The organism is Brevibacillus sp. NRS-1366, from assembly GCF_050467985.1.
Genome location: NZ_JBITPN010000017.1, coordinates 521,857 through 546,510 on the forward strand (window position 1 = coordinate 521,857; position 24,654 = coordinate 546,510).

Consider the following 24,654-nt stretch of genomic DNA (forward strand, 5'->3'; position numbering starts at 1 on the left):
ATGCTTGTAATCTTAAAGTGTGCGCGTAGAGTTCTGAACCAAAATAACTTTTGAAAGAGGGTATTTGGATGAAAATCAGAGTCTTGTTACCTACCGTTGTTGACGTTTTTGTGGAAGAAACCATACAGGAATTCAAGCACTACATTACGGATTCGGTTGAGGTCGAGGTGTGCAATCTGGACTACGGTCCTGCATCTGTGGAAGGCGAATACGATGAGGCACTCGCTGTACCGAACCTGTTGGAAAAGGCAATCGAAGGGGAAAAAAACGGCTGCGATGGGGTTATCAGCCTGTGCTTTGGAGATCCAGGAGTAAAGCCAGCTCGTGAGGTGTTGAATATTCCGGTTGTAGGTGCTGGGGAAGCGTCCATGCTCTATGCAAGCCTGTTAGCAAAGTCATTTTCTGTAATCACTGTTCTGCCGAATGTCGTACCGATGATTGAAAATATTAGTACAACGCTCGGGCTCCGTTCCAAATTAGCCTCTGTCAGGTATGTGAATATCCCTGTTTTGGAACTGGTCGACAAAAAGAAGATGGAAGAAGCCTTGTTCGAAGAAATGATACTGGCGATCGAGCAAGATCAAGCGCATGCCTTGATTTTAGGTTGCACCGGTATGTTAGGGGTAGCAACCAGTCTCCAGGAAAGTCTAAAAGAGCGCGGATACGATGTTCCGGTGATTGATCCGTCTTTTGCTGCATTGAAAATGACAGAAGGCTTGATTGCTATGAACGTAAAGCAAAGCGGCTTGACCTACATGACCCCTACCAAAAAGTTGTACAAATAAGGGGGAAGACAGCGTGGACATGATTGAATCTTCAAAAGGGCCATCTCCGAAACAGGAAATCACGACGGGATTTTGTTTCTTCAAAGGTCAGATCATGCAGCTTGAGGATGCAAACATCAATATTTCAACGCATGCCCAGATATTTTGGAAGGGATAACGCGTCGAGCCATTATGCAGGTAGCAGACGATTTAGGAATCTTGCACGAAATTCGCCAGATTGATCGAACTGAGTTGTATATTTGTGACGAAATGTTTCTGGCAGGAACAGGAGCGCAAATTGCTGCTATTACCTCTGTAGATCGACGGAAGGTCGGGAACGGATCACTTGGTCCGATTACCAAACAGTTGCAAGAGCGCTATTACCGTGCTGTTCGTGGAATGGATGCAGGCTATATGGATTGGGTCACTCCTGTTTACCAGAAATAATGGAATCTAGCCGACGAATATTTGCCTATACTTTTTTCATGGCGGGGAACGTAAAGTGTCTCCGCCCTCTTTGTCACGCGTGCTTTTGGGTAAGAGCCGATAGAGACGCTAACAGCCAATCAATAAAACAGACTAAATGGGGGTCATTTTCATGAGAAAGAGACAGTGGAAAAGTGTCAGTATAATGCTGCTTACTAGTTTGACCATGCTGTTTAGCGGTTGTGCTGGTCAGCAGGCGAGCAGTTCTACAACACAGGTTGAGGGTGAAGGCTTATCTATCGATGCTGCCGTCGAGAGACTGGAGATCAATCAATTGGAGATTTCATGGAAAGCAGATGACAAACTAGGGGAAATCAAAATTTACTGGAGCAATTCCCCTGAAAACATCGAACAAGAAGGAAAGCTTCTCACGACGATTTCCTCGGGCTCTACTATTACCGTTGATGATCCAAGTCCAAATGCCAGACCTTATTTTCGAATTATTGCGAACGATGGTCTTGCCACAACCATAGCAGAACGTCGGGTCCCATTGAGAGGTGCCTATAATTTTCGGGATCTCGGCGGCTATCGAACAGAGGATGGGAGAGCTGTAAAATGGGGGCAGCTGTTCCGATCCGAAGCACTGAATACGATTACGGATGAGGATATCTCATACCTGCAAAATTCCGGTCTGAAACTGGTTTGTGACTATCGGACTGATTATGAAGTACAGCCGAAACCAGACCGAGCGATTGAAGGGGTTCGCAATGATAACATCCCCGTCTTCAAGGAAGTTCCGAAAGAACTGGACACTGCTCCGATATTCGAATCTGGAAATTTGGGACCATTGGGGAAACCTGGTGAATACATGAAGATCGTAAACATTGCATACGTCACAAACAACGATGCCTTTTCCAAACTTTTGGAGCTAGCCCAAATGCCGGAAAACCTCCCACTCGTACAACACTGCACCGCTGGGAAAGATCGGACTGGCTTTGGCTCCGCCATGATCCTGCTTGCCCTCGGCGTGCCTGAGAAAACGGTTCTGGCAGACTACATGCTTTCCAAAACGTATGCAAAAGAAGTGAACGAAAAATTAATCGCAAGTATCAAACCAAAAATGAAAGACCAAAACAGCTTAGATATTGCCGCCGCTATTTTTGACGTCAGAGAGGAGTATTTACAAGCAGCCCTTGATGAGATCAAGCTAAAATATGGGTCCATACCCCAATATTTAGAACAAGAACTCGGTTTGACGAAGGAAAAGCAGAAAAAATTGCAAGACCTGCTTCTTGAGTAGTAACAACTAGAGAATAAGACGAAAGAACGGACTGGTTATGAATGCAATCTCGTTCCGATCGTACGGGTATCCTATGACCCGTCAAGCATTCAAAAAGCATTGGACCGTGGTGCCAAAGGGATTCAAGTTCCTATGGTAAACACAGGGTATAAACAAGAAGGGGTGGAGCATCCAGAGGTGCAGAAAGCAATCAATCAATTTTATGAAGTAGCCCGCCAAAAAAATGTTCCACTTGGTACGATAGCAAGTAGTGCTAGTGGAGTTCGTCAGGAACTGCAAAAAGGAACTGCGTTCATTCCCGTAGTAACTACTGCTGTTTTCATGTCTGCCTTCTCGGAAATCGTATCAGCAGGCGGTGAGATTGATTTTACCAAATAAGCGGTAGCGATGTGTTCAGCCTCGAATAAAAAAATTCGGGGCTTTTATTTGTGCCCTTTCCTATTCGCAAAGATGAAAATAAGAATGTTGTATGTACGGTACAGCTGTTTAGTAGGAAAGAAAACAAACTACTGGTAGAATAACAATAGAGTATGAAAAAGATTGGAGCCATTGTGATATGTATAGTTCGCTAGAAGAATGCATAATCGACCTTGAAAAGCACGGGCACTTAGTCCGGATTCATGAAGAAGTAGATCCTTATCTGGAAATGGCCGCGATTCATTTGAAAGTATATGAAGCTGGCGGTCCCGCCTTGTTATTTGAAAATGTAAAAGGTTCGAAGTTTCGTGCGGTATCCAACCTTTTTGGCACAATAGAACGCAGTAAATTCATTTTCCGAAGCACGTGGCAAGCCGCCCAAAACGTAATCGCTCTGCGCAATGATCCGATCAAAGCGTTAAAGAATCCCTTTAAAAATTTCGAAAAAGGCCTGGCAGCCTTAAAAGCGCTGCCATTGAAAACGTCCGGAAGTCTGCCGGTTACGGCGCAAGAAATTCAAATTTCGGACCTTCCCCTGATTCAAAGCTGGCCAATGGATGGCGGAGCATTTGTCACCTTGCCGCAAATTTATTCAGAAGATCCGGACAAACCTGGAATCATGAATTCCAATTTAGGCATGTACCGTGTTCAACTGAATGGCAATGAGTATGATCTGAATAAAGAGATCGGCTTGCATTATCAGATTCATCGCGGTATCGGTGTTCATCAAGACAAAGCGAACAAGCTCGGAGCCCCTTTAAAAGTAAGCTGTTTTGTGGGAGGTCCACCGGCACATACGTTGTCAGCGGTGATGCCATTGCCTGAAGGGTTGAGTGAAATTACCTTTGCAGGCTTGCTTGCAGGACGTCGTTTTCACTACAGCTACCTCGATGGCTTCTGCATTAGCAATGATGCGGATTTCGTGATTACCGGTGAAATTCATCCTGGGGATACGAAGCCGGAGGGACCTTTTGGTGATCATTTGGGGTATTACAGCCTCATCCATCCGTTCCCAGTGATGAAGGTACACAAAGTATACGCCAAGCCGAATGCGATTTGGCCGTTTACCGTGGTGGGCCGTCCGCCGCAAGAAGATACCTCGTTTGGCCAGCTCATTCACGAACTGACAGGGGATGCGATCAAGCAAGAAATCCCTGGCGTGAAAGAAGTTCATGCTATAGATGCAGCTGGTGTGCATCCGCTTCTTTTTGCGATTGGAAGCGAGCGCTATACACCATATCAACAAGTAAAACAACCGACAGAAATACTTACGATTGCCAATCGAATGTTAGGCACTGGACAACTAAGCTTGGCCAAATATTTATTCATTACGGCCGAAGAGGACCGTCCATTAACAACGCATGATGAAGTTGATTTCATGACGTATATTCTCGAGCGAATGGATCTGAATCGAGACGTCCATTTTTATACCAATACGACCATTGATACACTGGACTATTCCGGTACCGGATTAAACAGCGGCAGTAAAGTTGTGTTTGCCGCCTATGGAGATCCGAAGAGGGAGCTGTGCAAAGAGGTACCTGATGCATTGAAAGAACTCCGAGAGTTCGAAAATGCCAGGCTGATCATGCCAGGTGTAGTCGCGATCCAGGGTCCTGCATTTAGCGACTACGCGAAAGCACAGCAGGAACTACAGGATTTTAGTGACGCCCTAAAAGCAAAGGGTCCGATCCCGTCTTGTCCAATGATCGTCTTATGTGACGACAGCACATTTTTGAGTGAACGCCTCAATAATTTCCTATGGGCTACCTTCACACGGAGCAATCCTTCCCATGACATTTATGGCGTGAATAGCTATTACGAACATAAGCACTGGGCATGTGACAACCTGATCATTGATGCCCGAGTTAAGCCACATCAAGCACCGCCATTAATAGCAGACCCGATGGTGGAGAAAAATATCGAGCGCCTCTTTGCCAAAGGTGCCAGCTTAGGTGGAATCCTGTAATAGCGAGCGAGGATACACAAAACAACGGTTCTTTCACAGACCGTTGTTTTGTTAACCTCAAATCATACGTAATGATTCAATAAATGACAGGTTAATCGGGGCACTTCCAAATGATACAGAATCTTTAAAATACATAACGGGGAATCTGGGAATTTGGCGATTGGGCACCCGGATATTTGACTTATGAAAGGGAGGGAGATTTGTGACTTTTTCGGATTTTGAAATGGTAGTTCAGCCAGAAGCGGTCGTAGGCGGCCACGTCAATAATGTGAAATATTTGGAGTTTTTAGAGGCAGCACGTAAATCTTGGTATGAATACTTTACGAGCCTGGGATTCGTTTCGTTCATGGCTCACTTGCGTGTGAATTATAAAAAAGAGGGGTTTCTACATGATCGCCTCCGTATATATACCGTGCTGCATCATGTCGGAAATACAAGCTTCATCCTAAAACAGACGATTAACAACCAACGCAGCGAAGTAGTGTTGGAGGCAGAAGCTACATTTGTGTCGATAGATGTGGAGACAGGAATGAAAATTCGCGTGCCAGATGAATTACGCGCACATCAGACTGCGCAGGACAATTGCTAGTCGAGTCCATTTCGCACGATGCTCATCATATCCGTACGATATTCGAAGGTCATTGGAATGCTGTGTTTCTAGAGACCAGGCTCGGCTAGCTTTTTTATTTTGCGGTACACGGTACTGCGCCCGATCCCTAGATTACGGGCCGTTTGCGAGACGTTTCCGCCTGTTTTTTTCAGCATCTCAATAATGGCATTATTTTCGATCTCTTGCAGTGCGGACTCAGCTTCTTTCCCCTGTTGAAAGCCTGCGAGAATGTACGGAGGAAAGCAGTTGAAATCCACGACTCCTCCCTCAGATAAAAAGGCTGCTTCGCGTAATGCCGCGACTGCTTGTCTAACGTTACCTGGCCAGGGATAGCTCTCGATTAAATGCTCAGCGGACGCTGTAAGTGAGAGTGGACCCTGGTTTAATTCTGTTTCGATGCCCTTAAGTAACAGCCGTGCCAACACTAACCTGTCTGAGCGCTCGCGTAGGGGAGGAAGTGTGATATGTACGCCTTGCAAGCGGTAAAACAAATCAGCTCGAAAGCTGCCTTCTTGCACTTTTTTCCACAAATCAGTATGAGTCGCTGTGATGATTCGTACATCTACGCGAGTAGACTTCGTTCCTCCAATTCGGGTAACGCTCAAATCCTGCAAGACACGCAACAAAGCTACTTGCATTTCAGCGGGCATTTCCGCAATTTCGTCAAGAAATAGCGTTCCTTCGTGAGCTTGTTCGAGTTTTCCTGGCTGTCCCGTCTGTTTTGCCCCGGTAAAAGCTCCCGCCTCATATCCGAAAAGTTCACTTTCCAATAAGCTTTTGGGGATGGCTCCGCAGTTGATCGCAACAAAAGGCTTGCTTGCTCGCGTGCTAGCCAGGTGAATGGCTTGGCTGACGATATCTTTGCCTGTTCCGCTTTCACCTGTGAGCATGATGGTGTAATCAGTCGCAGCCGCCCGCTTGGCTAGACGGATTGCATTCTGGAATTGTTCGTCCTTTCCATAGATGTCATCAAATGAATAGAGGATAGCCCCATCCACTCTTGATTGTCTTGTTTTTGGCTTTGTACGTGGGGGTGTTGAAGTGAACGAGGGACGTGTATCAAACAATACGGATGCTAGCCAACTGCCATATTCGCCCTGTCGACTGTGGAGGCGAATGGTATCAGCCCCTGCAGCTCCAACCGGTCTGTGAAGCAGGGGCTCTATATCCGTAAGCAGATCGCTTAGGTGAATGTTCCCCAGAAGCTGCTTGTCCAATTTCATAAGCATCTGTGCCTCGCGGTTGCCTCCCATGACAACACCGTCATGATTTACTGCTAATAGCGCGCGGTGCTTTCCATTTTGTTCCGGAGAAAGAGAAACGACCAATTGACGATCGGGCCGATGGACGAGCAGCCAGTCTTCGATTTTACGAGCCATCGCATCAACCATGCCTAAGAGGGATGGATGGTACCGTTCGGAGTGTCCGCTTAAATCTAGGACAGCAAGTAATTCGCCGTACGGATCGAAAATGGGGGATGCGGCACAGTACAGCATGTGGTTCGCCTCTAGGTAATGTTCCTTCCCTACCACGGCAAGAGGCTTTTTTTCAACGATAACGGTACCAGCAGAATTGGTACCCCGCACTTGCTCAGACCAACAAGCTCCACGGTGCACTTGAATCTTTTCCGTATCTTTCAAGAAGGAGGGATCACCCTTACTTTCCAGGATATAACCGGATGTATCGCAGATGACTACAATCGAGTACGAAGTTTTGAGCCAGTGGGCCAAATGTTCCATTGTCGGATTGATTTCTCTTAGTAACTCTTCTTTTTGTTCTCGGTACTGCCTGAACTGAGCTTCTTCCAGGATGGCATCTTTGGCTATTAAGGCGCTTACTCCATTCATTCGGCTGCGTTCCCATGATTTTTTCAATAGTGCACTAGCGGGCTCCAGCAAGCGTTTCACCCCTCGGTATAAAAATCGGAATATTCTAATAGTATAGTACCACATTTTTACTTTAAATGAGTAAGTGTACCTGGTGAGTTGGAGCACATGTGTCATTTTGAAGCAGTATCAAAAAGCAAATCCGTGTATTTGTAAGCGTTTTCTCGTTGGCATCATTCATGCAAATATCATTCGTTGAAAACACATCAAAATGGAACAGGAGGAAAGCAGATGGCAGAGACGGTAAGAGTCGCATTGGATCCTCGTGTGGAAGCATTTTTGGCGAGCGGTCCCAAGAAATTGTTCATTGGTGGGGATTTTGTAGAATCCCTTTCCGGTAAAATGTTTGATACGATCGACCCAGCTACTGGAGAGACTATTACATCCGTGTATGAGGCAGATGCGGCCGATGTAGACCGCGCGGTTGAGGCAGCGGAACGGGCCTTTACTGGCGCCTGGGCAAAAGTAACGCCCAGCGAGCGTGGCCGCATGCTTTGGAAGCTAGCTGATCTCATGGAAGAACATGCTGAGGCACTTGCACAACTAGAAACGATTGATAACGGTAAACCAGTCAGTCATGCGCGTGTCGCTGATGTACCTCTTGCCATCGATCATTTCCGCTATTATGCAGGATGGTCGACGAAATTGTCCGGTGAAGTCATCAACAATTCGGCTGGCACAAATATGCTGACGTACACACGGCGCGAGCCTATTGGCGTAGTCGGACAGATCATCCCATGGAATTTCCCTCTCTTGCTTGCGGCATGGAAACTAGGTGCTGCACTGGCTACAGGCAACGCGGTCATTTTAAAAAGCGCGGAGCAAACTCCGCTTTCGGCCATCTATCTGGCTGAGTTAATTCAGCAGGCTGGTTTCCCAGAAGGCGTGGTCAATATTATCACAGGATACGGTCCTACTGCTGGTGCTGCTATTACCAATCATCCGCGGATTCGCAAAGTGGCGTTTACCGGCTCGACAGAAGTTGGGAAGTTGATCATGCAGCAAGCGGCTGGCAACCTAAAGCGCGTTTCACTAGAGTTGGGCGGCAAATCTCCGAATATCATTTTCCCTGACGCGGATTTTTCCAAGGCGATCCCCGGCGCTCTGATGGGCATTTTCTTTAACCAAGGTCAAGTGTGCTGCGCCGGTTCACGATTGTTTGTACATAAAAAAGTGTACGACAACGTGCTGGCAGACATGACCAGCTACGCATCCAAAATGAAACAGGGGCCTGGCCTGGATGAGTCAACTGAAATCGGGCCGCTCGTATCAAATGAGCAATTTGCGCGCGTCTCTGGTTATTTGACGAAAGGACTTGAAGAGGGGGCGACTCCACTGACAGGCGGGGCGCCACTAGACAGTACAGGCTATTTTATCCCGCCAACTATCTTTGCCGATGTGAATGACCAGATGACAATTGCTAGAGAAGAAATTTTTGGTCCTGTTGTTGCGGCGATGCCATTTGACGATGAAGCGCAAATCGCGGATGTCATCCGCCGGGCAAACGATACAGAATACGGACTTGCTGCTGGAGTATGGACGACGGATATACGAAAGGCGCATAAGGTTGCTCATGCGCTGGAAGCCGGGACCGTTTGGGTGAACTGCTACAATGCGTTGGATGCTGCCGTGCCATTCGGTGGATACAAGCAGTCCGGATACGGCCGTGAGATGGGTTCCTATGCATTGGATTTATACACGCAGGTGAAATCGGTTTGGATCAACCTTGAGTAAATGCACATGTCAAATTCCATTATTAAGAGGGGGATTTTCATATGAGAGCAGCGCAAATCGTAGAACAAAGGATGCCGCTTCGAATCGGTGAGGTACCAGACCCGACGCCAGGACCTAAAGATGTGATTGTCCGGGTAGAGGCGTGCGGAGTGTGTCGAAGTGACTGGCATGCGTGGATGGGAGATTGGGCTTGGATCGGACTCAGCCCGCAGCTTCCTATCATTCCGGGACATGAACTTGGAGGTGTGATTGAGGTAGTCGGCAAGGAAGTGAAGAACTTCAGACCGGGAGACCGCGTGACGACACCGTTTCATGAGGGCTGCACACATTGCCCGAATTGTATGAGCGGTCACTCCAACCGCTGCGATAATTTGCAGATCTTTGGCTTTAGCTACGATGGCGCTTATGCGGAGTATGTCCGTGTACCAAACGGAGATTTTAATCTGATCCGTCTGCCGGATGAGGTAGATACACTGACAGCAGCAGCGATCGGTTGCCGCTATATGACCGGCTATCACGGAGTTGTGCGTGGAAACGTACAGCCGGGAAATTGGCTCGCCATTCACGGTGCAGGGGGCGTAGGGTTGTCAGCTGTGCAGGTCGGCAATGCTGTCGGTGCCATGGTGATCGCGGTTGACGTGGATGACGCCAAACTGGCAAAAGCAAAGGAAGAAGGGGCAGTCGCTGTCATCAATGCTCGGAAAGAAAACGTCGTCGAAGCCATTAAGGAAATTACAAAGGGCGGTGCTCATGCCTCCATTGATGCACTGGGAATTCGTGATACGATTCTTAATTCGGTTCTGTGCCTGCGAAAAGGAGGGCGGCATGTACAAATCGGTCTGACAACAAAAGAAGAAGGAGGTATGGTTGGGCTGCCCATAGACGCGATAACTGCGATGGAGCTAGAAATTGTGGGTAGCATCGGCAATCCGCACTCAGAGTATGGTGGGCTGCTCGCGCTGATCGCGCAGGGTAAACTGAACCCGAAATCACTTGTATCAAAAGAGGTTGCTCTCGACGACGTATCCGGAATTCTCGATGACATGACCAACTTTAAAACGTTCGGGTTTAATGTCATTACGAAGTTTCGATAGGAAAAGGGAACAGCTGAGAAAAGTATAAAGCTGAAGACAGATCACATAGAAAAGAAGGCAGCAGTAGTCTTGGACGCTAGAAAAGAGTCCGAGTCTGCCGCTGCCTTTATTCAATCCATTACTTTTTCAGTATACCTAAATATTCAGTCCACGGCCCCACGTCGGTACTGTATCTTTTAGCCATTACCCGGACGATTTGTGCCATGTGTGTCAAATCATGAACAACCCACGTAGAAATTAATTCTCTTGCTTTTACAACACCAAAGGCAGGGTGTATACCCGTCCATTCAAGATGCAGCTTGGGATCAATCAGACTTTTTAGCTTGGTTATATTTGTCGCTCTGATGGTTTTAAATTCAAGCAGCTTTTGTTCCAACGTTTTTTCTGACTTTTCCTGCAAGTGAGCATAACGATCAAAAGGGGGGAATGGTTTAGTTTCACCGTCCCGCAGAATCATCTCTAAACGTGGTATCCAATTCGTATGCTCTCACTCGATGAGGTGTTCAATCACTTCTGTAACATTCCAGGTGCCTTCCCCTTCCTTACATTGCAGCCATTTATCAGATAGGCCGGATAAAAAATACTCCATTGTTTGCGGTGTACGTTCCAAAACCTCAATGGCTTCTTCCAACTGAAAATTCATAGTACTGATGCTCCTTTCTACGATTAAAATCCTGAAACCTTCTTTAATTATTCATATTAAATCATAGACAGCCTATGTCCAGAATTTTTCCAACTCATGGCTCAGAAACTAAAAGCGAGTTGGAGTAGGGGACGCATCTGCCCTCGTAAGAGTTACAGTGGATCGAATGTAAATCAGCTGTATATATCCATTTTGAATCTTTTGACCAGCCTATAAATCTGACATTTTCATGCAAAAACAATTTTGGCTCGCCATAGCTGACATCAGGGAAGTAACGGCCTTTTTCTCCGTTCTGATAATGAAGTCGGGAATACGTATCTTGAGCATTTGACCCATATAGGAATTCATCTGCAACAAATGAATGGCCAGTTGGTGACCACTTCACGTTATCCAGAGAACCTTGATAGATACTATCCGTATATTTTCCTACCAATGTTGTTTTCCCATTATCTAATTTTTTTAGATAATCGCCTGTTTGATTTGATTCATACGCATACTGCAAGTCAGCGGAGTAGGATGGAAGATCTGTTCGCTTATGCACAAATTTCAGTCCTGTAGGCAAATCTAGCTCTTTGATGGATGTCCCGGCTATATAAAACACTTTTTTCGAGTTAGGGAACCACTGAAAATAGCGCGAGAAGCGATTTTTTTCATCCGTAGAAGAAAAACGGTCATTCACCTTCATTTTACCAGTAGGCAGATGCTGTAAGTACAGCAGAGTTTCTTGTTTGGAAACACTCAAATCTTTCTTGAAAAAAACCATATATGTTTCATCTGGCGATACGGCGTAATCGATGATGGGATCATTCTTACTGGCCGCTACAAGCATTCTACTCTGATACGTGACGGGATCAAAGCTGATGAGATTGCCTGCTTCTTGTAACAACAGTTTGTCGCTTTTCGGATACCACTTTCCCTTGCCTCCGTTCAGTGGAAGCAGTTTTTTTGTTTTCAGGTTATAAAGAAAAGAAGTGGTTGCATCGTTTTTGGTTGCACCAATTCGCTCGAGGTAAATAAATGAGGTGCCTGGGGACATGGCAGCAAAATGAAACGGAGGCAGCTTGGCAACGAGCTCTTGTTTCAATCGGTCAGTATGATACCGATAAATGAGGGTGGGTTCATTTTTACTCTCAGCATACATGGTCGTCTGAAATATACTGGCTATCACAAATGCAAGGAAGTTTACGAGAACGAGACGTTTATACATAGAGACCTCCATCGTGTTCGCTGATTCATATGTATTAGACGCCTAGATAGGGAAAAAGTTCCATTCGCTATCGATTAAAAAATAAATCAAGGGAAAGAATTGGTCAGAGCCAAGCTTTCTATGAAAGAGGCTTGTCTCCAAATTCCTTTATTTTACAAAAACTCGGTGGTAAGATTAGAAAAAAGCCACACATAAATAAACGCCGTCAAGCAATGTTCTCTACTCTAAAACCAATATGGGAACGCACTCCGTATTTCGTCCAATCAGGCTATACTAGGACATCCTGAAGTCAGAATTGGAGCAATTGCTGGGTTCGGAGGAACGACGAGACTTCCGAGATTAATAGGTAAAGGGCGTGCTGCCGAACTGTTGCTTACCGGAAATGTGATCGGTGCAGAAGAAGCTTATAGAATCGGACTAGTTAACAGGATTGTTGCCCCTGATAAATTGCTTGTTGAGGCAGAAGCTATTGTCCAGGAAATTCTTTGTCAGGCTCCGATATCTGTTAAATTGACCTGGGAGGCCATTCATCGAGGGAGCAATCTCACGTTAGAAGAGTCAGCTCTCCTAGGTGCAGACTACTTCGGACTTGTTGCCTCCACAGATGACTTCAGAGAAGGAACGAAATCATTTGTAGAAAAGACGAAGCCATCATTTACAGGAAGGTAGTCTACCAGGTTTATCTTCCGTTTTCTGTAGGGTTTGCCTGTTTGTGCAGATAACATTATTTGACAATTTATAAAGGTTACTCTTATAGTTAGGAGGAAAAACACATAGGATCGAGGGAAAATTGTTTTGGGAAAAATGCTCATATTCTCTATTTTGTGGTGGCTGACAGGCAGTCCTTTTGCCGCTCTGATTATCATTCTACTTCTGTTATACGTTCTGGATCTTCGCTTTGTCCGATTGCTCCCTGACATTACCAGACCCTTGCGGAGATGGAGGCGTATATCCACTCTGAAGAACCAGCTTCACCTAAATCCGCATGATACCTCCGCTAAACTGGAGATGGCCCGTTTACTAATGGAGAAAAGGCAATATGCGGAGGCTTTGTCCTTTTTGGAGGGAATTTCCTCATTGATGCAGGACTCGCCGGAATATTTGTGCGACAAAGGCATCTGTCTCTTAAAGCTGAATCGAATGGAAGATGGCGTGCATTTGATCGAACAGGCTTTGAGAGAAAATCCAAGGGTCAAATATGGAGAGCCTTACCTCAGACTGGGAGAGGCATATGCCAAACATCATCAAATGGAAAAGGCCATGGCAAGTCTGGAAGAGCTGGCCAAGACACACATGTCGTCATGCGAGGTTTACTACAAACTCGGTGAACTGTATAGCAAGCTACACCAAAAAGAGAAAGCCAAGCAGTCCTATCTGGAAGCAGTTGAAGTCTATCGTGGATTGCCTTCGTACAAACGACGCACGGAACGACGGTGGGCCTTGATGGCGTGGTTGAAAAAATAAGACCTGTGATGTGTTAGTTTATAGATATTCTTGGTTTTACAGCTGATTCGATGATATAATGAAGCTGCAGCGGATCATTGATGTAGGGTAATGATATTTGCCAGTTACATCCTGATCTCCTCGTTTTTTTATGGCGGGATAGATAACGGGTATCATAGGATGCTTAGTCATTACCCCACCATAAAACGGTTTGTGCTTATTTTTTTATGCACAAGTTGTTTTATGGTGGGGTTTTATTTTTACTACGGGAGGTACTTGCAGATGAAGCAAGTGAATTTTGTATTAAATGGAACGAAGCACGAGACAAATGAAGGTACGCACATCCTTGAATATCTTCTTCAGCAGGAGATCGAACATCCGCATATTTGCTACTCTTCTGAATTAGGCCCGATACAGACATGTGACACGTGTATGTGTGAAATTGATGGAAAGATCATGCGAGCCTGTTCGACGCAAATCGAAGACGGAATGCAGATCCTTACTTCTTCGGAATTGGCAAAAAAGGCACAGAGGGAAGCGATGGATCGCATTCTCGAAAACCACATGCTCTATTGTACAGTCTGTGACAATAACAACGGAAACTGCCGCGTGCATAATGCGGTAGAGTTGCTGGAGGTAGAGCATCAAACACGCCCGTACCGTGAAAAAGGCTATGAGGTAGATATGTCTCATCCCTTTTATCGCTATGATCCGAATCAATGTATTCTATGTGGGCGATGTACAGAGGTTTGCCAGGATTGGCAGGTCAATGAAACGCTCACCATTGATTGGGAACGGGAAATTCCGCGCGTGATCTGGGACGATAATAAATCCATTAATGAATCATCCTGTGTGTCTTGCGGTCAATGTGTAACCGTCTGTCCGTGCAATGCGCTGATGGAAAAATCCATGCTGGGTGAAGCCGGTTTTATGAGCGGTATGGAAAATGACCTGCTGAATCCGATGATTGATCTGATCAAAAAGGTAGAACCCAGCTACAGCAGCATTTTGGCGATTTCAGAAGTGGAAGCAGCCATGCGTGAATCGCGAACCAAGAAGACGAAAACAGTATGCACATTTTGCGGGGTAGGCTGCTCATTTGAAGTTTGGACAAAGGATAGGAAAATTTTGAAAGTGGAACCTTCGCCAGATGCGCCTGTGAATGGAATTTCGACGTGTGTGAAGGGGAAATTCGGGTGGGATTTCGTCAATAGCGAGGAACGGTTAACGAAACCGCTCATTCGCCGTGGAGACGAATTCGTAGAAGCCTCATGGGAAGAGGCATTGAGCATCGTTGCGAATAGACTTAGCTCCATCAAAGAAACTCATGGGGCAGATGCGTTGGGGTTCATTTCTTCTTCCAAGTTTACGAATGAAGAAAACTACCTGATGCAAAAAATGGCTCGTCAAATTTTTGGGACCAATAATGTTGATAACTGCTCGCGATATTGTCAGTCCCCGGCATCTTGGGGCCTACAGCACACGGGAGGTATTGGCGGCGATTCTGGTACGATTCAAGATATTGCAAAAGCCGGACTTGTCATCTTGATGGGATGTGCACCTGCCGAAGCACATCCGGTACTCGCAACAAGAATCAAGCGAGCGAAGAAATTAAATGGGCAGAAGCTCATTACGGTTGACCTTCGTCAACATGAAATGGCTGAACGTGCGGATTTGTTCATTCGTCCAAAGCAAGGAACCGATTTTGTGTGGCTATCCGCGGTCACGAAGTATATGATTGATCAAAACTGGCACAATCCGGCATTCATAGAGGAACATGTGAATTATTATCCGGAATATCTGCAGTTGCTTCAAAAATATACGTTGGAATTTGCTGAACAAGAGACCGGCATCTCAAAAGAAACGTTGATCGAAGTGGCAAAAATGATTCACGATGCAGATGGTACTGCGGTTTGCTGGGGGATGGGTGTCACACAAAACGTGGCCGGCTCTTATACCTCTACAGCCATTGCGAATTTGCTCCTCGTCACTGGGAACTTTATGCGCCCAGGTGCAGGTGCGTTCCCACTGCGTGGGCATAACAACGTTCAGGGTGCCGCTGACATGGGAACCATGCCGAATATTTTCCCGGGTTACCAGCCGGTTGCAAACGATGAGATTCGGGCTAAATTTGAAGCAGCTTATGGTGTGAAAATCCCTGGTAAACCTGGTTTGGACAATATTGAAATGCTGCATGCAGTGGAGCGAGGCGAGCTTGTGGCGATGTATATAGCAGGTGAAGACATGGCATGGGTAGATGCGGACTCCAATCATACACAAGACATGCTTGCGAAGCTTGATTTCCTCGTCGTACAAGATGTCTTTTTCAGCAAAACGGCTCAATTCGCCGATGTCATTTTGCCAGCGGTCCCATCTCTCGAAAAAGACGGTACATTTACAAATACAGAACGCCGTGTGCAACGACTTTATCAAGCGCTTGACCCCGTAGGCGATAGTAAGCCCGACTGGTGGATTTTCAGCCAACTCGCTAAAAAGTTGGGATTTGATTGGAATTACAGTCATCCAAGTGAAATCTTCTCAGAGATGTCTTCGCTCACACCGTTTTTCTCGCAATGCAATTATGAAGTATTAGAAGGTTGGAACAGCTTCCATTGGGGCTCGCCAGATGGCTCCAACACACCGGTTCTGCATACAAAGGGATTCAATTTCCCTGATAAAAAAGCACGTTTGGCGCTGTTTGATTATATACCACCAGCGAAATTCCCCGAAGAGTTTGATCTGACACTGGATAACGGGCGTTTGCTGGAGCAATTCCATGAAGGAAATCTCACAAATAAATCCGAGGGCATCCAGTACAAGCTTCCTGAAGTTTTTGTGGAAGTGTCACCTGAATTGGCAGAGGAGCGCGGAATTTATGACGGTACGCTGGTACGTCTGATATCTCCTTATGGCAAAATTAAACTGCGTGCGGTCGTAACGAATCGGATGAGCGGAAAAGATATTTATGTTCCCATGCACTCGGCAAGCCATGAAAGTGCCGTGAATTTGTTAACTGGTGGGGCTGTCGATGTTCAGACGCATACGCCGGCCTACAAGCAAGTCAAGGTGCGTATGGAAATTCTCGAAGAAAAAGGAAAATCTCCACTCCCGATGTACAACCCTCGCTACGCCAAGCGCAACCCTCAGCTCGGTGTGCAAGTGGAGCGCAAATGGGCCAGGGAAGATTACCAGCCAATTGCAGACGTGAACGTTCCAAGAGATTTCGTAGGAGGTAAAAAGTAATGGCTAGACCAATTACTCGTATCGTCCAATCGCAAGTCACGGAAAATGAAAAACAAAATCAAGCCGTTGAAAGTGTGCTCCAATCCCTTGCTCAAAATGCAGATGGGATCCAGGAAACGATCAAATTGCTTCAAGAGCTTCATGATAGCGGGATTCTTGGGGCGCTAAACGCTGCTGTCGGAGCAAAAGAAGAAATTGCGAAAATTGTGGTGGGGCAGATGGTGCGCCCCCCCGTTACGAATATCATTAACCATGGACTGGCTGCTGCAGGAGGACTTTCAGAGCTGAATCCAGAGGTGACGCAAAAGCTGATGAGCGGTGTTACGAAGGGTCTTCAAAAGGCAGATGAGGGACTTCGTGCAGGGCAGAAGGTCAGTATTTTCGATTTGATGAAAGCTCTCTCTGACCCAGACATTAATCGGGCAATCGGTTTTGGCATCAATTTGCTAAAAGGAGTAGGGGAAGGCTTAAAAGAAAAGGAATCATGAGGTTGTCTTTGAATCTATTTACAAATGGAGGGAGGTTAATTTGTGAGCAAACAATTGGAACACCAATTTAGTATGCTCGTCCGGGAAATTCGAAAAGAATATGTGGGAAACGGACCGAAAGAAATTATTACTCGTTTTGTTGACTCCTGGGCGATCAGTGAGATGAAGGGGAATCTGACGAATGTAGAAAAATTTATGATCACTTCGAATGACGGCAGACGAATGGTCCATGATGCGCGGACGAAATTGGTGAAAAAAATTTATACAAATCCAGAAGTATTGATGAAATTGGAAGATTTGACGAAAGCAAAAATTGTACGGATTTTTTCAGACATTAATATCGAAGAAGACATTGCCATGACCGTGTTTGTTTTCGATAAACCCCTTGATCCCAAGTGAAGGGAGGTGTGTCTCTTGCTTCAGCCTGTGAGTGTACCATTGAATATCTTGCGTTACGAGAATGACGGCTTGAACCAAGTGGAAGATTCAATCGTTACCGAAGCGCCAATTACGATCATGTTGAACCAGGAAGAGTTCGCGACCATGGTTTGCAGCCCTGAATACATCGAAGAGCTGGTTATAGGCTTTTTGGCTTCGGAAGGGGTAATTGAGACCTTTGCTGATATTACAGATCTATTCATTGATGAAACGACTGGGTATGCCCATGTAACAGCGAAGAAAGTGAACGTTTACAACCAAAAGTTTCACTCCAAAAGATATATAACTTCCTGCTGTGGAAAAAGTCGGCAAAGCTTTTACTTTTACAATGATGCCAGAACCGTGAAAAAGTTGAATAACGAAGGCCCTATGATCTCGTCCTCGGATTGTTTTCGATTCATGCAACTGATGCAGCAATCTGCAAGTCTCTTTAAAGATACAGGTGGAGTCCATAATGCGGCCCTATGCGATAAGGACGGGATCGTTATTTCGAGAATGGATATCGGGAGGCACAATGCGCTTGATAAATTATACGGCTATTGCTTGATGCATTCGATCCCGGTTGACGATAAAATAATGGTCTTTAGTGGCCGGATTTCTTCAGAGGTATTGCTGAAAGTAGCGAAGATCGGATGCCACATCGTATTGTCCAAATCAGCGCCTACGGAATTAGCGCTTCGTCTCGCGAACGAACTGGGAATTACCACGGTTGGTTTTATTCGAAATGAGTCGTTCAATGTATATACACGGCCTGAACGAATTGGAGTGTCGTGTAAATAATGTAGGGTTGGGAGCGCGCGTTCTGTTTCCTTCAGATCAAATACGCAAGAAAAAGGAGACTTCTCAAAAAAGAAGATCTCCTTTTTTTTGTTCATTTTTTAGTGACCGCGAGAAGGCCTCGCCCTGAGCCAATTGGATGGGTCATTTACAAAATGATTGGATCATTATGTTTGTCATCTCTTCCTTTATAATCAGCTTGCTAGAGGAAAAAGGATAGGACACCTTATTTCCTAAGCTTCAAAACTCGATGGATAGTGAGGTGGGGACATTGTCTTTTCAAGGAGACACTCCATTGTTTAATGGACTAAGGAAACACGCCAAAAAAAATCCAATTCAATTCCATATTCCAGGTCATAAAAAGGGAAAAGGAATGGATCCCGAATTTCGTTGGTTCATTGGCAAAAATGCACTTTCGATAGATTTGATAAACATCGGACCCCTCGATGATTTGCATCAGCCAAAAGGGATCATCAAGCAGGCACAAGATTTGGCAGCGGAAGCTTTTGGTGCCGATCACACCATTTTTTCAGTTCAAGGCACCAGTGGCTCTATTATGACGATGATTATGTCCGTGTGTAATCCAGGGGATAAAATCATTGTCCCCCGCAATGTGCACAAGTCCATCATGAGCGGGATTGTTTTATCTGGGGCGACCCCTATCTTTCTACATCCGGAGATAGATCCTGTTCTTGGTATTTCCCACGGGATAACCCCGAAAGCTGTAGAACAAGCATTAGAACAGCATCCAGAAGTGAAAGCTGTATTGGTGATTAACCCAACGTATTTTGGCATTGCCGGCGATCTGAAAAAAATCGTTGCCATTGCCCATTCTCGGGGCATTCCGGTCCTAGTAGATGAAGCCCATGGTTCCCATGTTCATTTTCATCCCAGACTGCCTCTATCTGCCATGCAAGCCGGTGCAGATATGGCTGCGAGCAGTATGCACAAGCTAGGCGGCTCGATGACACAAAGCTCCATCTTGAATGTACGGGGAAACCTTGTTTCCTGGAAGCGGGTTCAAGCTATTTCCACGATGCTTACGACAACTTCGACCTCGTACCTGTTGCTAGCTTCGATCGATGCAGCAAGAAAACGTTTGGCAACCGCAGGAAAAGCACTCTTGGATAATGCGATAAACCTGGCAGAAGAAGCGCGAGCGCAAATCAATAGAATTGATCATCTGTACTGTGTAGGACGCGAAATCATTGGAACAAATGGCGCGTATACCTTGGATCCGACAAAGCTCGTTATATCAGTAAAAGAACTTGGAATCACAGGGTACGATGTAGAAAAATGGCTCCGAGAACGATACAACATTGAGGTGGAGCTGTCAGACCTCTACAACATCCTTTGCATCGTTACCCCTAGTGATCGAAAAGAAGATTTGCAGATTCTCGTGTACGCCTTGGAAGAACTATCCGATCTTTTCAAAGACCAAAAAGACTTGCAAGATCATGCTGTGATGCAGTTGCCTGAAATTCCGATATTGGCTGTAACTCCACGTGACGCTTTTTACGCACCAACAGAAGTGATTCCATTCGAGGAGTCTGTTGGCAGAATCATTGCAGAGTTTGTGATGATCTATCCTCCGGGTATTCCCATATTCATTCCCGGTGAGGTGATCTCTGAAAAAAATTTGGCATATACCAGGAGAAATATAGAGGCGGGCTTGCCTGTTCAAGGCCCAGAAGATTCAGATCTGAAAACCATTCGCGTCATTAAAGAAGAGGAGTAGGAAATCCAAATAACCCAAAGCTAACCACACAAATTGCCGTTGAACGAAAGGTTGCCAACTCCATTTTGGTGGCCTTTTTTATTCGTAGGAACAAAAGTAGAAGGGAGTATACAAATATGAATACGAATGTGTCAAAGAAAACAACAATAATTGCCTACATCATTGCTATTTCTTTTATCATCGGGATGGTTATGACTTCTGTTATGATGAATGACCATGAAATATTATTGCCTGAATTTGCCGCCATGGCGATCGATTCTTTGATTCTGTGTATATTTATGTTTGTTGCGGTGTTAGCCATTAAAAAGATAGAACGGAAGCCGACGAGAAAAAATGAAATGAGCAGAGGAGAAGGGAAAAGCGCTTGAAAGATAGCTGTTGAACATGAACTGTCGGAACATGCTCTTCATTCAGTTGAAGGGCTTTTTATGTGGCAAAACCTTGTCATATTTGCTTCCATTTCTTGAACTTGGCTGGCTCGCGCAGTTTGTCAATGGCTGGTGACACACGTATAGATCACCCTTACAGTAAGACTTGTTTACAACAGAACCCCTGTTAGGTGATAGGAGATGAGAGCATGAGAACGTCCAAAGCAGTACGCTGTATGGCATCTTTGTACATGATATTGCTGATGTTCATAACGACCGGGTGCACAGAAAAATATATTGTGCTCGATCCGAAAGGACCCATTGGTGCGCAACAAAAGGACTTAATGATTGTCTCAACGCTTTTATGCTTAATCGTGATTGTCCCTGTATTGATTCTTACTGCCGTGATTGTATGGCGGTATCGTGACAGGAATGGAAGAAAGGCAGCATACACGCCAAATTGGGAGCACAGCACCACTTTGGAAGCAATCTGGTGGGGGATTCCCATCATTATCATTATTACCATCGGGGTCATTACTGTACGGTCCACGTATTCGCTTGAGCCGTCAAAGCCCCTGGAATCAGATGTGAAGCCGATTACGATCCAGGTGACCAATCTAGATTGGAAATGGCTGTTCCAATATCCAGAGCAAGGCATTGCCACAGTGAATTATGTCCAATTCCCGGAGGATGTGCCCGTCCGCTTCGAGATTACGTCCGACGCGCCGATGAATTCATTCTGGATTCCCCAACTTGGCGGTCAAATGTATGCGATGTCGGGAATGGCGATGGTCCTGCATTTACAGGCAGATGAACAAGGTGAATACATGGGATCGGGAGCCAACTTTACGGGAAAAGATTTTGCCCGGATGTATTTTACGGCTAAAGCGACATCTCAGGATTCTTTCGATCAGTGGGTGAAGGAAGTAAAAGATTCAGCGCCGGTGTTAACACTGGATGGCTATAAAAAGCTGGCTGAACAAGGGACATCCGATGTTCAATCTTTCTCAGCTTTTCCAGAAGGCTTGTTTGAGATGACGGTTACCAAGTATGCTTCCTCGCACAATCACGGCTTATCTACGACAGAGATGAAGGAAGTCCGGGTCGAGAAATAACGGATTTCGCTTGGAAATGGAAGGAGAGAGAAAGCGATGTGGGATCAGATAAAAGAATTCGCCTCGGAATTTTTCGTCACAGGCGATCCATTAATTTACGGTGCGGATGTCAGCATTGTTCTCACCATGATGGCGATTGTATTCGTGTTGACGTACTACAAAAAATGGGGATGGCTTTGGAGCGAATGGATAACAAGTGTCGACCATAAAAAAATTGGGATCATGTACATTATCGCTTCGATCCTCATGCTATTTCGGGGAGGAGTAGACGCTCTTTTGATGCGGGCTCAGCTCGCCATGCCTGATATGCAGTTCTTACCAGCCGAACACTACAACCAAATTTTTACGACACATGGCGTCATTATGATTTTGTTCATGGCGATGCCTCTGATGTTCGGTTTGTTTAATGTCATCGTACCGTTGCAACTCGGTGCACGAGATGTGGCATTTCCATTTCTAAATGCACTGAGCTTCTGGCTCTTTTTCGCTGGAGCCATGCTGTTCAATCTTTCGTTCGTCATCGGAGGTTCTCCGGATGCAGGCTGGCTAGCATATCCTCCCTACTCGGGAAAAGCTTTTAATCCCGGAGCAGGATTGGATTTCTACATCTGGGGTATTCAGATTTCCGGAATTGGTAGCTTAATGACCGGTATTAATTTCATTGTGACGATTTTGAAAATGCGGGCACCAGGAATGTCCCTGATGAAAATGCCGATGTTCTCGTGGTCGGTATTATCCAGCTGCATCGCGATTATCTTTGCGTTTCCGATTTTGACTGTGACACTTGCGCTGCTGTTTATGGACCGATATGTAGGTACGCATTTCTTTACGCTGGATGGCGGCGGCAATCCGATGATGTACATCAACCTGATCTGGATGTGGGGTCACCCGGAGGTTTATATTATCGTGCTGCCGGCATTCGGTATTTTTTCGGAAATCGTCGCTACCTTTTCCAAGAAAAAGCTGTTCGGCTATAAATCAATGGTGTTTGCCATGATCATCATCAGCGTGCTTTCTTTCCTCGTGTGGGCGCATCACTTCTTTACGATGGGATCAGGTGCTGACGTCAATGCTTTCTTTGCCCTGACGACGATGCTAATCGCCATTCCGACAGGTGTCAAAGTGTTTAACTGGCTGTTTACGATGTTTAGAGGAAAGATTACGTTCGAAACACCGATGCTGTGGATGATTGGAATTATCCCGAACTTTGTCATTGGGGGAATGACTGGCGTGCTGCTATCAGTCGCCCCGGCTGACTTTCAGTATCACAACAGTTATTTTCTCATCGCCCATTTTCATCAAGTCATCATCGCTGGTGTTGTTTTCGGTTTCTTTGCTGGCTTGTATTACTGGTGGCCGAAAGTTTTCGGCTTCAAGCTGAATGAGCGAATCGGCAGATGGGCGTTTTGGTTGTGGAACATCGGTTTTTACTTATGCTTCATGCCGCAATATGCACTTGGCCTCATGGGTATGACCAGACGGGTGTATACGTACGGATGGGACAAAGGCTGGTTCGAAATGAATCTGGTTTCTACCATTGGTGCGATGATCATGGGAATTGCCTTCATCATCCAAATTTGGGATATCGCACACAGCATCAAGCACATGAAAAAAGATACAACAGGTGATCCGTGGAACGCTCGTACGTTGGAGTGGTCGATTCCTTCTCCTGCTCCACTGTATAACTTTGCAACACTGCCGCAGGTGTCCGCCCAAGATGATTGGTGGGAGAGAAAGCTGCGCAAGGATGCGGGACAAATAGTTGAGACGGCGGCGATTCTAGAGCCGATTCACATGCCGAAGAATTCCGGGATTCCGTTCATTATGTCCATTTTCTGGTTTTTGGCAGGATTCGGATTTGTGTTTGACTGGCTGTGGTTAGTGATTCCAGGTCTGCTTGGAGTAGCGGTTAGTATGATTGTTCATTCGTGTAACTACGACACTGACTACTATATTTCCGTGGAAGAGATAGAACGCACAGAAGCAGCAATAAGGAAGGTGAACCACTAATGGCTAAAATAAATGTTCCCGGACATGACTACACGGATGGAGCCCATGCCGAGCACCATGGTCATCCGGATCAGGAGGAAATGCGTACATTTGCGTTTTGGATTTACCTGATGACCGATGTGATCTTATTTGCCACCTTGTTTGCGACATATGTCGTTCTGCAGAACAACACAAACGGTGGCCCGACGGCAAAAGAATTATTCCAGATGAATGGCATTTACGCGAGTACGTTTATATTGCTTACGAGCAGCTTTACGAGTGGACTGGCCCTCCTTGCCATGCAAAAGGGGAGACGTCTCGCACTGATTGGCTGGCTTGGGATCACGGTCTTACTCGGAACGGCTTTTATCACGTTGGAAGTCAATGAATTCTTCCACATGGTGCATGAGGGCGCAGCGATTGGCACGAGTGCATTCCTATCTTCCTTTTACACGTTGGTAGGGACTCATGGATTGCATGTTTCATTTGGACTGGTCTGGATGGTTGTCCTGATCTTTCAACTTGCGAAGCATGGGATTACACCTGTGACGAAGCGAAAAGTTAACATTGTCAGCCTGTTCTGGCATTTTCTCGATATCGTGTGGATTTTCGTCTTTACCATCGTGTATTTGATGGGGGTGAAATAAATGGGAAAGCAATCCGTACATGGTATGACAAAGCACCATGGTAACTCACATGGTTCACTAAAATCGTATGTTATCGGCTTTTTACTCTCTCTTGTGCTCACGATCATTCCAATCGTCGTACTCACTAACAATTGGCTGGAGGGAAATGGAAGTACAATCGTCTTTCTGGTGACAGCGGTTCTGCAGTTTATCATTCAGCTCGTTTATTTCATGCACCTTCGTGAAGAGGATAAGCCTCGTTACAACTTGATGTCGTTGATCCTCGGGATTTTTATTGTGCTGCTGATTGTGATTGGCTCGATCTGGATCATGATGTACAACATGGTTGCTCTATGAGCAGTAAGAAAGGCTGTGTTCT

General features: G+C 45.7%; 23 protein-coding genes and 1 pseudogene. 21 read left to right on the plus strand and 3 right to left on the minus strand.

Going from position 1 to position 24,654, the window contains the following annotated elements:
- Positions 1-68 precede the first annotated feature (68 nt).
- The 7 genes from ACIFQN_RS11545 (at position 69) to ACIFQN_RS11575 (ending at position 5,465) form a co-directional block, all read left to right on the plus strand.
- On the plus strand, positions 69-785 hold the full coding sequence (locus ACIFQN_RS11545; RefSeq protein WP_429833167.1) for an aspartate/glutamate racemase family protein: 717 nt from the start codon (positions 69-71) through the stop codon (positions 783-785).
- A gap of 13 nt (positions 786-798) precedes the next feature.
- Positions 799-942, plus strand: coding sequence for a hypothetical protein (locus ACIFQN_RS11550; RefSeq protein WP_429833168.1), 144 nt, complete (start codon positions 799-801; stop codon positions 940-942).
- Positions 943-956: 14 nt separating this feature from the next.
- Complete coding sequence (locus ACIFQN_RS11555) at positions 957-1,211, plus strand: hypothetical protein (RefSeq protein ID WP_429833169.1); 255 nt, start codon at positions 957-959, stop codon at positions 1,209-1,211.
- Between the two features lie 151 nt (positions 1,212-1,362).
- Positions 1,363-2,490 (plus strand): tyrosine-protein phosphatase, encoded by a 1,128-nt coding sequence (locus tag ACIFQN_RS11560; RefSeq protein WP_429833170.1) that lies wholly within the window; start codon positions 1,363-1,365, stop codon positions 2,488-2,490.
- A 132-nt stretch (positions 2,491-2,622) separates the two neighbouring features.
- Positions 2,623-2,868, plus strand: coding sequence for a hypothetical protein (locus ACIFQN_RS11565; protein WP_429833171.1), 246 nt, complete (start codon positions 2,623-2,625; stop codon positions 2,866-2,868).
- A 178-nt stretch (positions 2,869-3,046) separates the two neighbouring features.
- A complete protein-coding gene (locus tag ACIFQN_RS11570; protein ID WP_429833172.1) occupies positions 3,047-4,876 on the plus strand; it encodes a UbiD family decarboxylase in 1,830 nt (609 codons plus the stop codon).
- Between the two features lie 202 nt (positions 4,877-5,078).
- Positions 5,079-5,465: an acyl-CoA thioesterase gene (locus ACIFQN_RS11575; protein WP_429833173.1), complete on the plus strand. Its 387-nt coding sequence runs from the start codon at positions 5,079-5,081 to the stop codon at positions 5,463-5,465.
- A gap of 68 nt (positions 5,466-5,533) precedes the next feature.
- On the opposite strand, the gene ACIFQN_RS11580 is transcribed toward ACIFQN_RS11575, so the two are convergent.
- Positions 5,534-7,393 carry a sigma-54-dependent Fis family transcriptional regulator gene (locus ACIFQN_RS11580; protein WP_429833174.1) on the minus strand — a complete coding sequence of 620 codons (1,860 nt, stop codon included), beginning with the start codon at positions 7,391-7,393 and terminating at the stop codon, positions 5,534-5,536.
- Positions 7,394-7,603: 210 nt separating this feature from the next.
- Between ACIFQN_RS11580 and ACIFQN_RS11585 the strand changes: the two genes are divergently transcribed.
- Together ACIFQN_RS11585 and ACIFQN_RS11590 are read left to right on the plus strand one after the other, a co-directional pair.
- A complete protein-coding gene (locus tag ACIFQN_RS11585; protein WP_429833175.1) occupies positions 7,604-9,106 on the plus strand; it encodes an aldehyde dehydrogenase family protein in 1,503 nt (500 codons plus the stop codon).
- Positions 9,107-9,147: 41 nt separating this feature from the next.
- Positions 9,148-10,200, plus strand: a complete 1,053-nt coding sequence (locus ACIFQN_RS11590; RefSeq protein ID WP_429833176.1) for a zinc-dependent alcohol dehydrogenase family protein — start codon at positions 9,148-9,150, stop codon at positions 10,198-10,200.
- Between the two features lie 118 nt (positions 10,201-10,318).
- Here the strand turns inward: ACIFQN_RS11590 and ACIFQN_RS11595 are convergent.
- Positions 10,319-10,843: pseudogene (locus tag ACIFQN_RS11595) on the minus strand (DinB family protein).
- A 94-nt stretch (positions 10,844-10,937) separates the two neighbouring features.
- Positions 10,938-12,050 (minus strand): hypothetical protein, encoded by a 1,113-nt coding sequence (locus tag ACIFQN_RS11600; RefSeq protein WP_429833177.1) that lies wholly within the window; start codon positions 12,048-12,050, stop codon positions 10,938-10,940.
- Between the two features lie 252 nt (positions 12,051-12,302).
- Between ACIFQN_RS11600 and ACIFQN_RS11605 the strand changes: the two genes are divergently transcribed.
- The 12 genes from ACIFQN_RS11605 to cyoD all read left to right on the plus strand — a co-directional run bounded on the left by ACIFQN_RS11605 (position 12,303) and on the right by cyoD (position 24,632).
- On the plus strand, positions 12,303-12,719 hold the full coding sequence (locus tag ACIFQN_RS11605; protein WP_429833217.1) for an enoyl-CoA hydratase-related protein: 417 nt from the start codon (positions 12,303-12,305) through the stop codon (positions 12,717-12,719).
- Between the two features lie 135 nt (positions 12,720-12,854).
- Entirely contained in the window at positions 12,855-13,514 is a 660-nt protein-coding gene (locus ACIFQN_RS11610; RefSeq protein ID WP_429833218.1) for a tetratricopeptide repeat protein, read from the plus strand.
- Between the two features lie 261 nt (positions 13,515-13,775).
- Positions 13,776-16,736 carry a formate dehydrogenase subunit alpha gene (fdhF, locus tag ACIFQN_RS11615; RefSeq protein ID WP_429833178.1) on the plus strand — a complete coding sequence of 987 codons (2,961 nt, stop codon included), beginning with the start codon at positions 13,776-13,778 and terminating at the stop codon, positions 16,734-16,736.
- Complete coding sequence (locus tag ACIFQN_RS11620) at positions 16,736-17,224, plus strand: DUF1641 domain-containing protein (protein ID WP_429833179.1); 489 nt, start codon at positions 16,736-16,738, stop codon at positions 17,222-17,224. Before fdhF ends, ACIFQN_RS11620 begins: the two co-directional genes overlap by 1 nt.
- A 42-nt stretch (positions 17,225-17,266) precedes the next feature.
- Positions 17,267-17,623, plus strand: coding sequence for a DUF2294 domain-containing protein (locus ACIFQN_RS11625; RefSeq protein WP_429833180.1), 357 nt, complete (start codon positions 17,267-17,269; stop codon positions 17,621-17,623).
- A gap of 15 nt (positions 17,624-17,638) precedes the next feature.
- Positions 17,639-18,442 (plus strand): formate dehydrogenase accessory sulfurtransferase FdhD, encoded by an 804-nt coding sequence (gene fdhD, locus ACIFQN_RS11630; protein WP_429833181.1) that lies wholly within the window; start codon positions 17,639-17,641, stop codon positions 18,440-18,442.
- A gap of 247 nt (positions 18,443-18,689) precedes the next feature.
- On the plus strand, positions 18,690-20,177 hold the full coding sequence (locus ACIFQN_RS11635) for an aminotransferase class I/II-fold pyridoxal phosphate-dependent enzyme (protein ID WP_429833182.1): 1,488 nt from the start codon (positions 18,690-18,692) through the stop codon (positions 20,175-20,177).
- A 116-nt stretch (positions 20,178-20,293) separates the two neighbouring features.
- A complete protein-coding gene (locus ACIFQN_RS11640; RefSeq protein WP_429833183.1) occupies positions 20,294-20,545 on the plus strand; it encodes a hypothetical protein in 252 nt (83 codons plus the stop codon).
- Positions 20,546-20,754: 209 nt separating this feature from the next.
- Positions 20,755-21,660, plus strand: coding sequence for a ubiquinol oxidase subunit II (gene cyoA / locus ACIFQN_RS11645; RefSeq protein ID WP_429833184.1), 906 nt, complete (start codon positions 20,755-20,757; stop codon positions 21,658-21,660).
- Between the two features lie 36 nt (positions 21,661-21,696).
- Positions 21,697-23,670, plus strand: coding sequence for a cbb3-type cytochrome c oxidase subunit I (locus ACIFQN_RS11650; RefSeq protein WP_429833185.1), 1,974 nt, complete (start codon positions 21,697-21,699; stop codon positions 23,668-23,670).
- A complete protein-coding gene (cyoC, locus tag ACIFQN_RS11655; RefSeq protein ID WP_429833186.1) occupies positions 23,670-24,296 on the plus strand; it encodes a cytochrome o ubiquinol oxidase subunit III in 627 nt (208 codons plus the stop codon). Before ACIFQN_RS11650 ends, cyoC begins: the two co-directional genes overlap by 1 nt.
- Complete coding sequence (cyoD, locus tag ACIFQN_RS11660; protein WP_429833187.1) at positions 24,297-24,632, plus strand: cytochrome o ubiquinol oxidase subunit IV; 336 nt, start codon at positions 24,297-24,299, stop codon at positions 24,630-24,632.
- Positions 24,633-24,654: the final 22 nt, after the last annotated feature.

What these genes read in the sequence shown, in the direction of transcription:
- fdhF (WP_429833178.1), top strand. Translation starts at nt 13,776, where the DNA reads ATGAAGCAAGTGAATTTTGTATTAAATGGAACGAAGCACGAGACAAAT.
- cyoA (WP_429833184.1), top strand. Translation starts at nt 20,755, where the DNA reads ATGAGAACGTCCAAAGCAGTACGCTGTATGGCATCTTTGTACATGATA.
- ACIFQN_RS11640 (WP_429833183.1), top strand. Translation starts at nt 20,294, where the DNA reads ATGAATACGAATGTGTCAAAGAAAACAACAATAATTGCCTACATCATT.
- cyoD (WP_429833187.1), top strand. Translation starts at nt 24,297, where the DNA reads ATGGGAAAGCAATCCGTACATGGTATGACAAAGCACCATGGTAACTCA.
- ACIFQN_RS11545 (WP_429833167.1), top strand. Translation starts at nt 69, where the DNA reads ATGAAAATCAGAGTCTTGTTACCTACCGTTGTTGACGTTTTTGTGGAA.
- ACIFQN_RS11555 (WP_429833169.1), top strand. Translation starts at nt 957, where the DNA reads ATGCAGGTAGCAGACGATTTAGGAATCTTGCACGAAATTCGCCAGATT.
- ACIFQN_RS11620 (WP_429833179.1), top strand. Translation starts at nt 16,736, where the DNA reads ATGGCTAGACCAATTACTCGTATCGTCCAATCGCAAGTCACGGAAAAT.
- ACIFQN_RS11590 (WP_429833176.1), top strand. Translation starts at nt 9,148, where the DNA reads ATGAGAGCAGCGCAAATCGTAGAACAAAGGATGCCGCTTCGAATCGGT.
- ACIFQN_RS11565 (WP_429833171.1), top strand. Translation starts at nt 2,623, where the DNA reads ATGGTAAACACAGGGTATAAACAAGAAGGGGTGGAGCATCCAGAGGTG.
- ACIFQN_RS11600 (WP_429833177.1), bottom strand. Translation starts at nt 12,050, where the DNA reads ATGTATAAACGTCTCGTTCTCGTAAACTTCCTTGCATTTGTGATAGCC.
- ACIFQN_RS11585 (WP_429833175.1), top strand. Translation starts at nt 7,604, where the DNA reads ATGGCAGAGACGGTAAGAGTCGCATTGGATCCTCGTGTGGAAGCATTT.
- ACIFQN_RS11610 (WP_429833218.1), top strand. Translation starts at nt 12,855, where the DNA reads ATGCTCATATTCTCTATTTTGTGGTGGCTGACAGGCAGTCCTTTTGCC.
- ACIFQN_RS11650 (WP_429833185.1), top strand. Translation starts at nt 21,697, where the DNA reads ATGTGGGATCAGATAAAAGAATTCGCCTCGGAATTTTTCGTCACAGGC.
- ACIFQN_RS11560 (WP_429833170.1), top strand. Translation starts at nt 1,363, where the DNA reads ATGAGAAAGAGACAGTGGAAAAGTGTCAGTATAATGCTGCTTACTAGT.
- cyoC (WP_429833186.1), top strand. Translation starts at nt 23,670, where the DNA reads ATGGCTAAAATAAATGTTCCCGGACATGACTACACGGATGGAGCCCAT.
- ACIFQN_RS11635 (WP_429833182.1), top strand. Translation starts at nt 18,690, where the DNA reads ATGGATAGTGAGGTGGGGACATTGTCTTTTCAAGGAGACACTCCATTG.
- ACIFQN_RS11570 (WP_429833172.1), top strand. Translation starts at nt 3,047, where the DNA reads ATGTATAGTTCGCTAGAAGAATGCATAATCGACCTTGAAAAGCACGGG.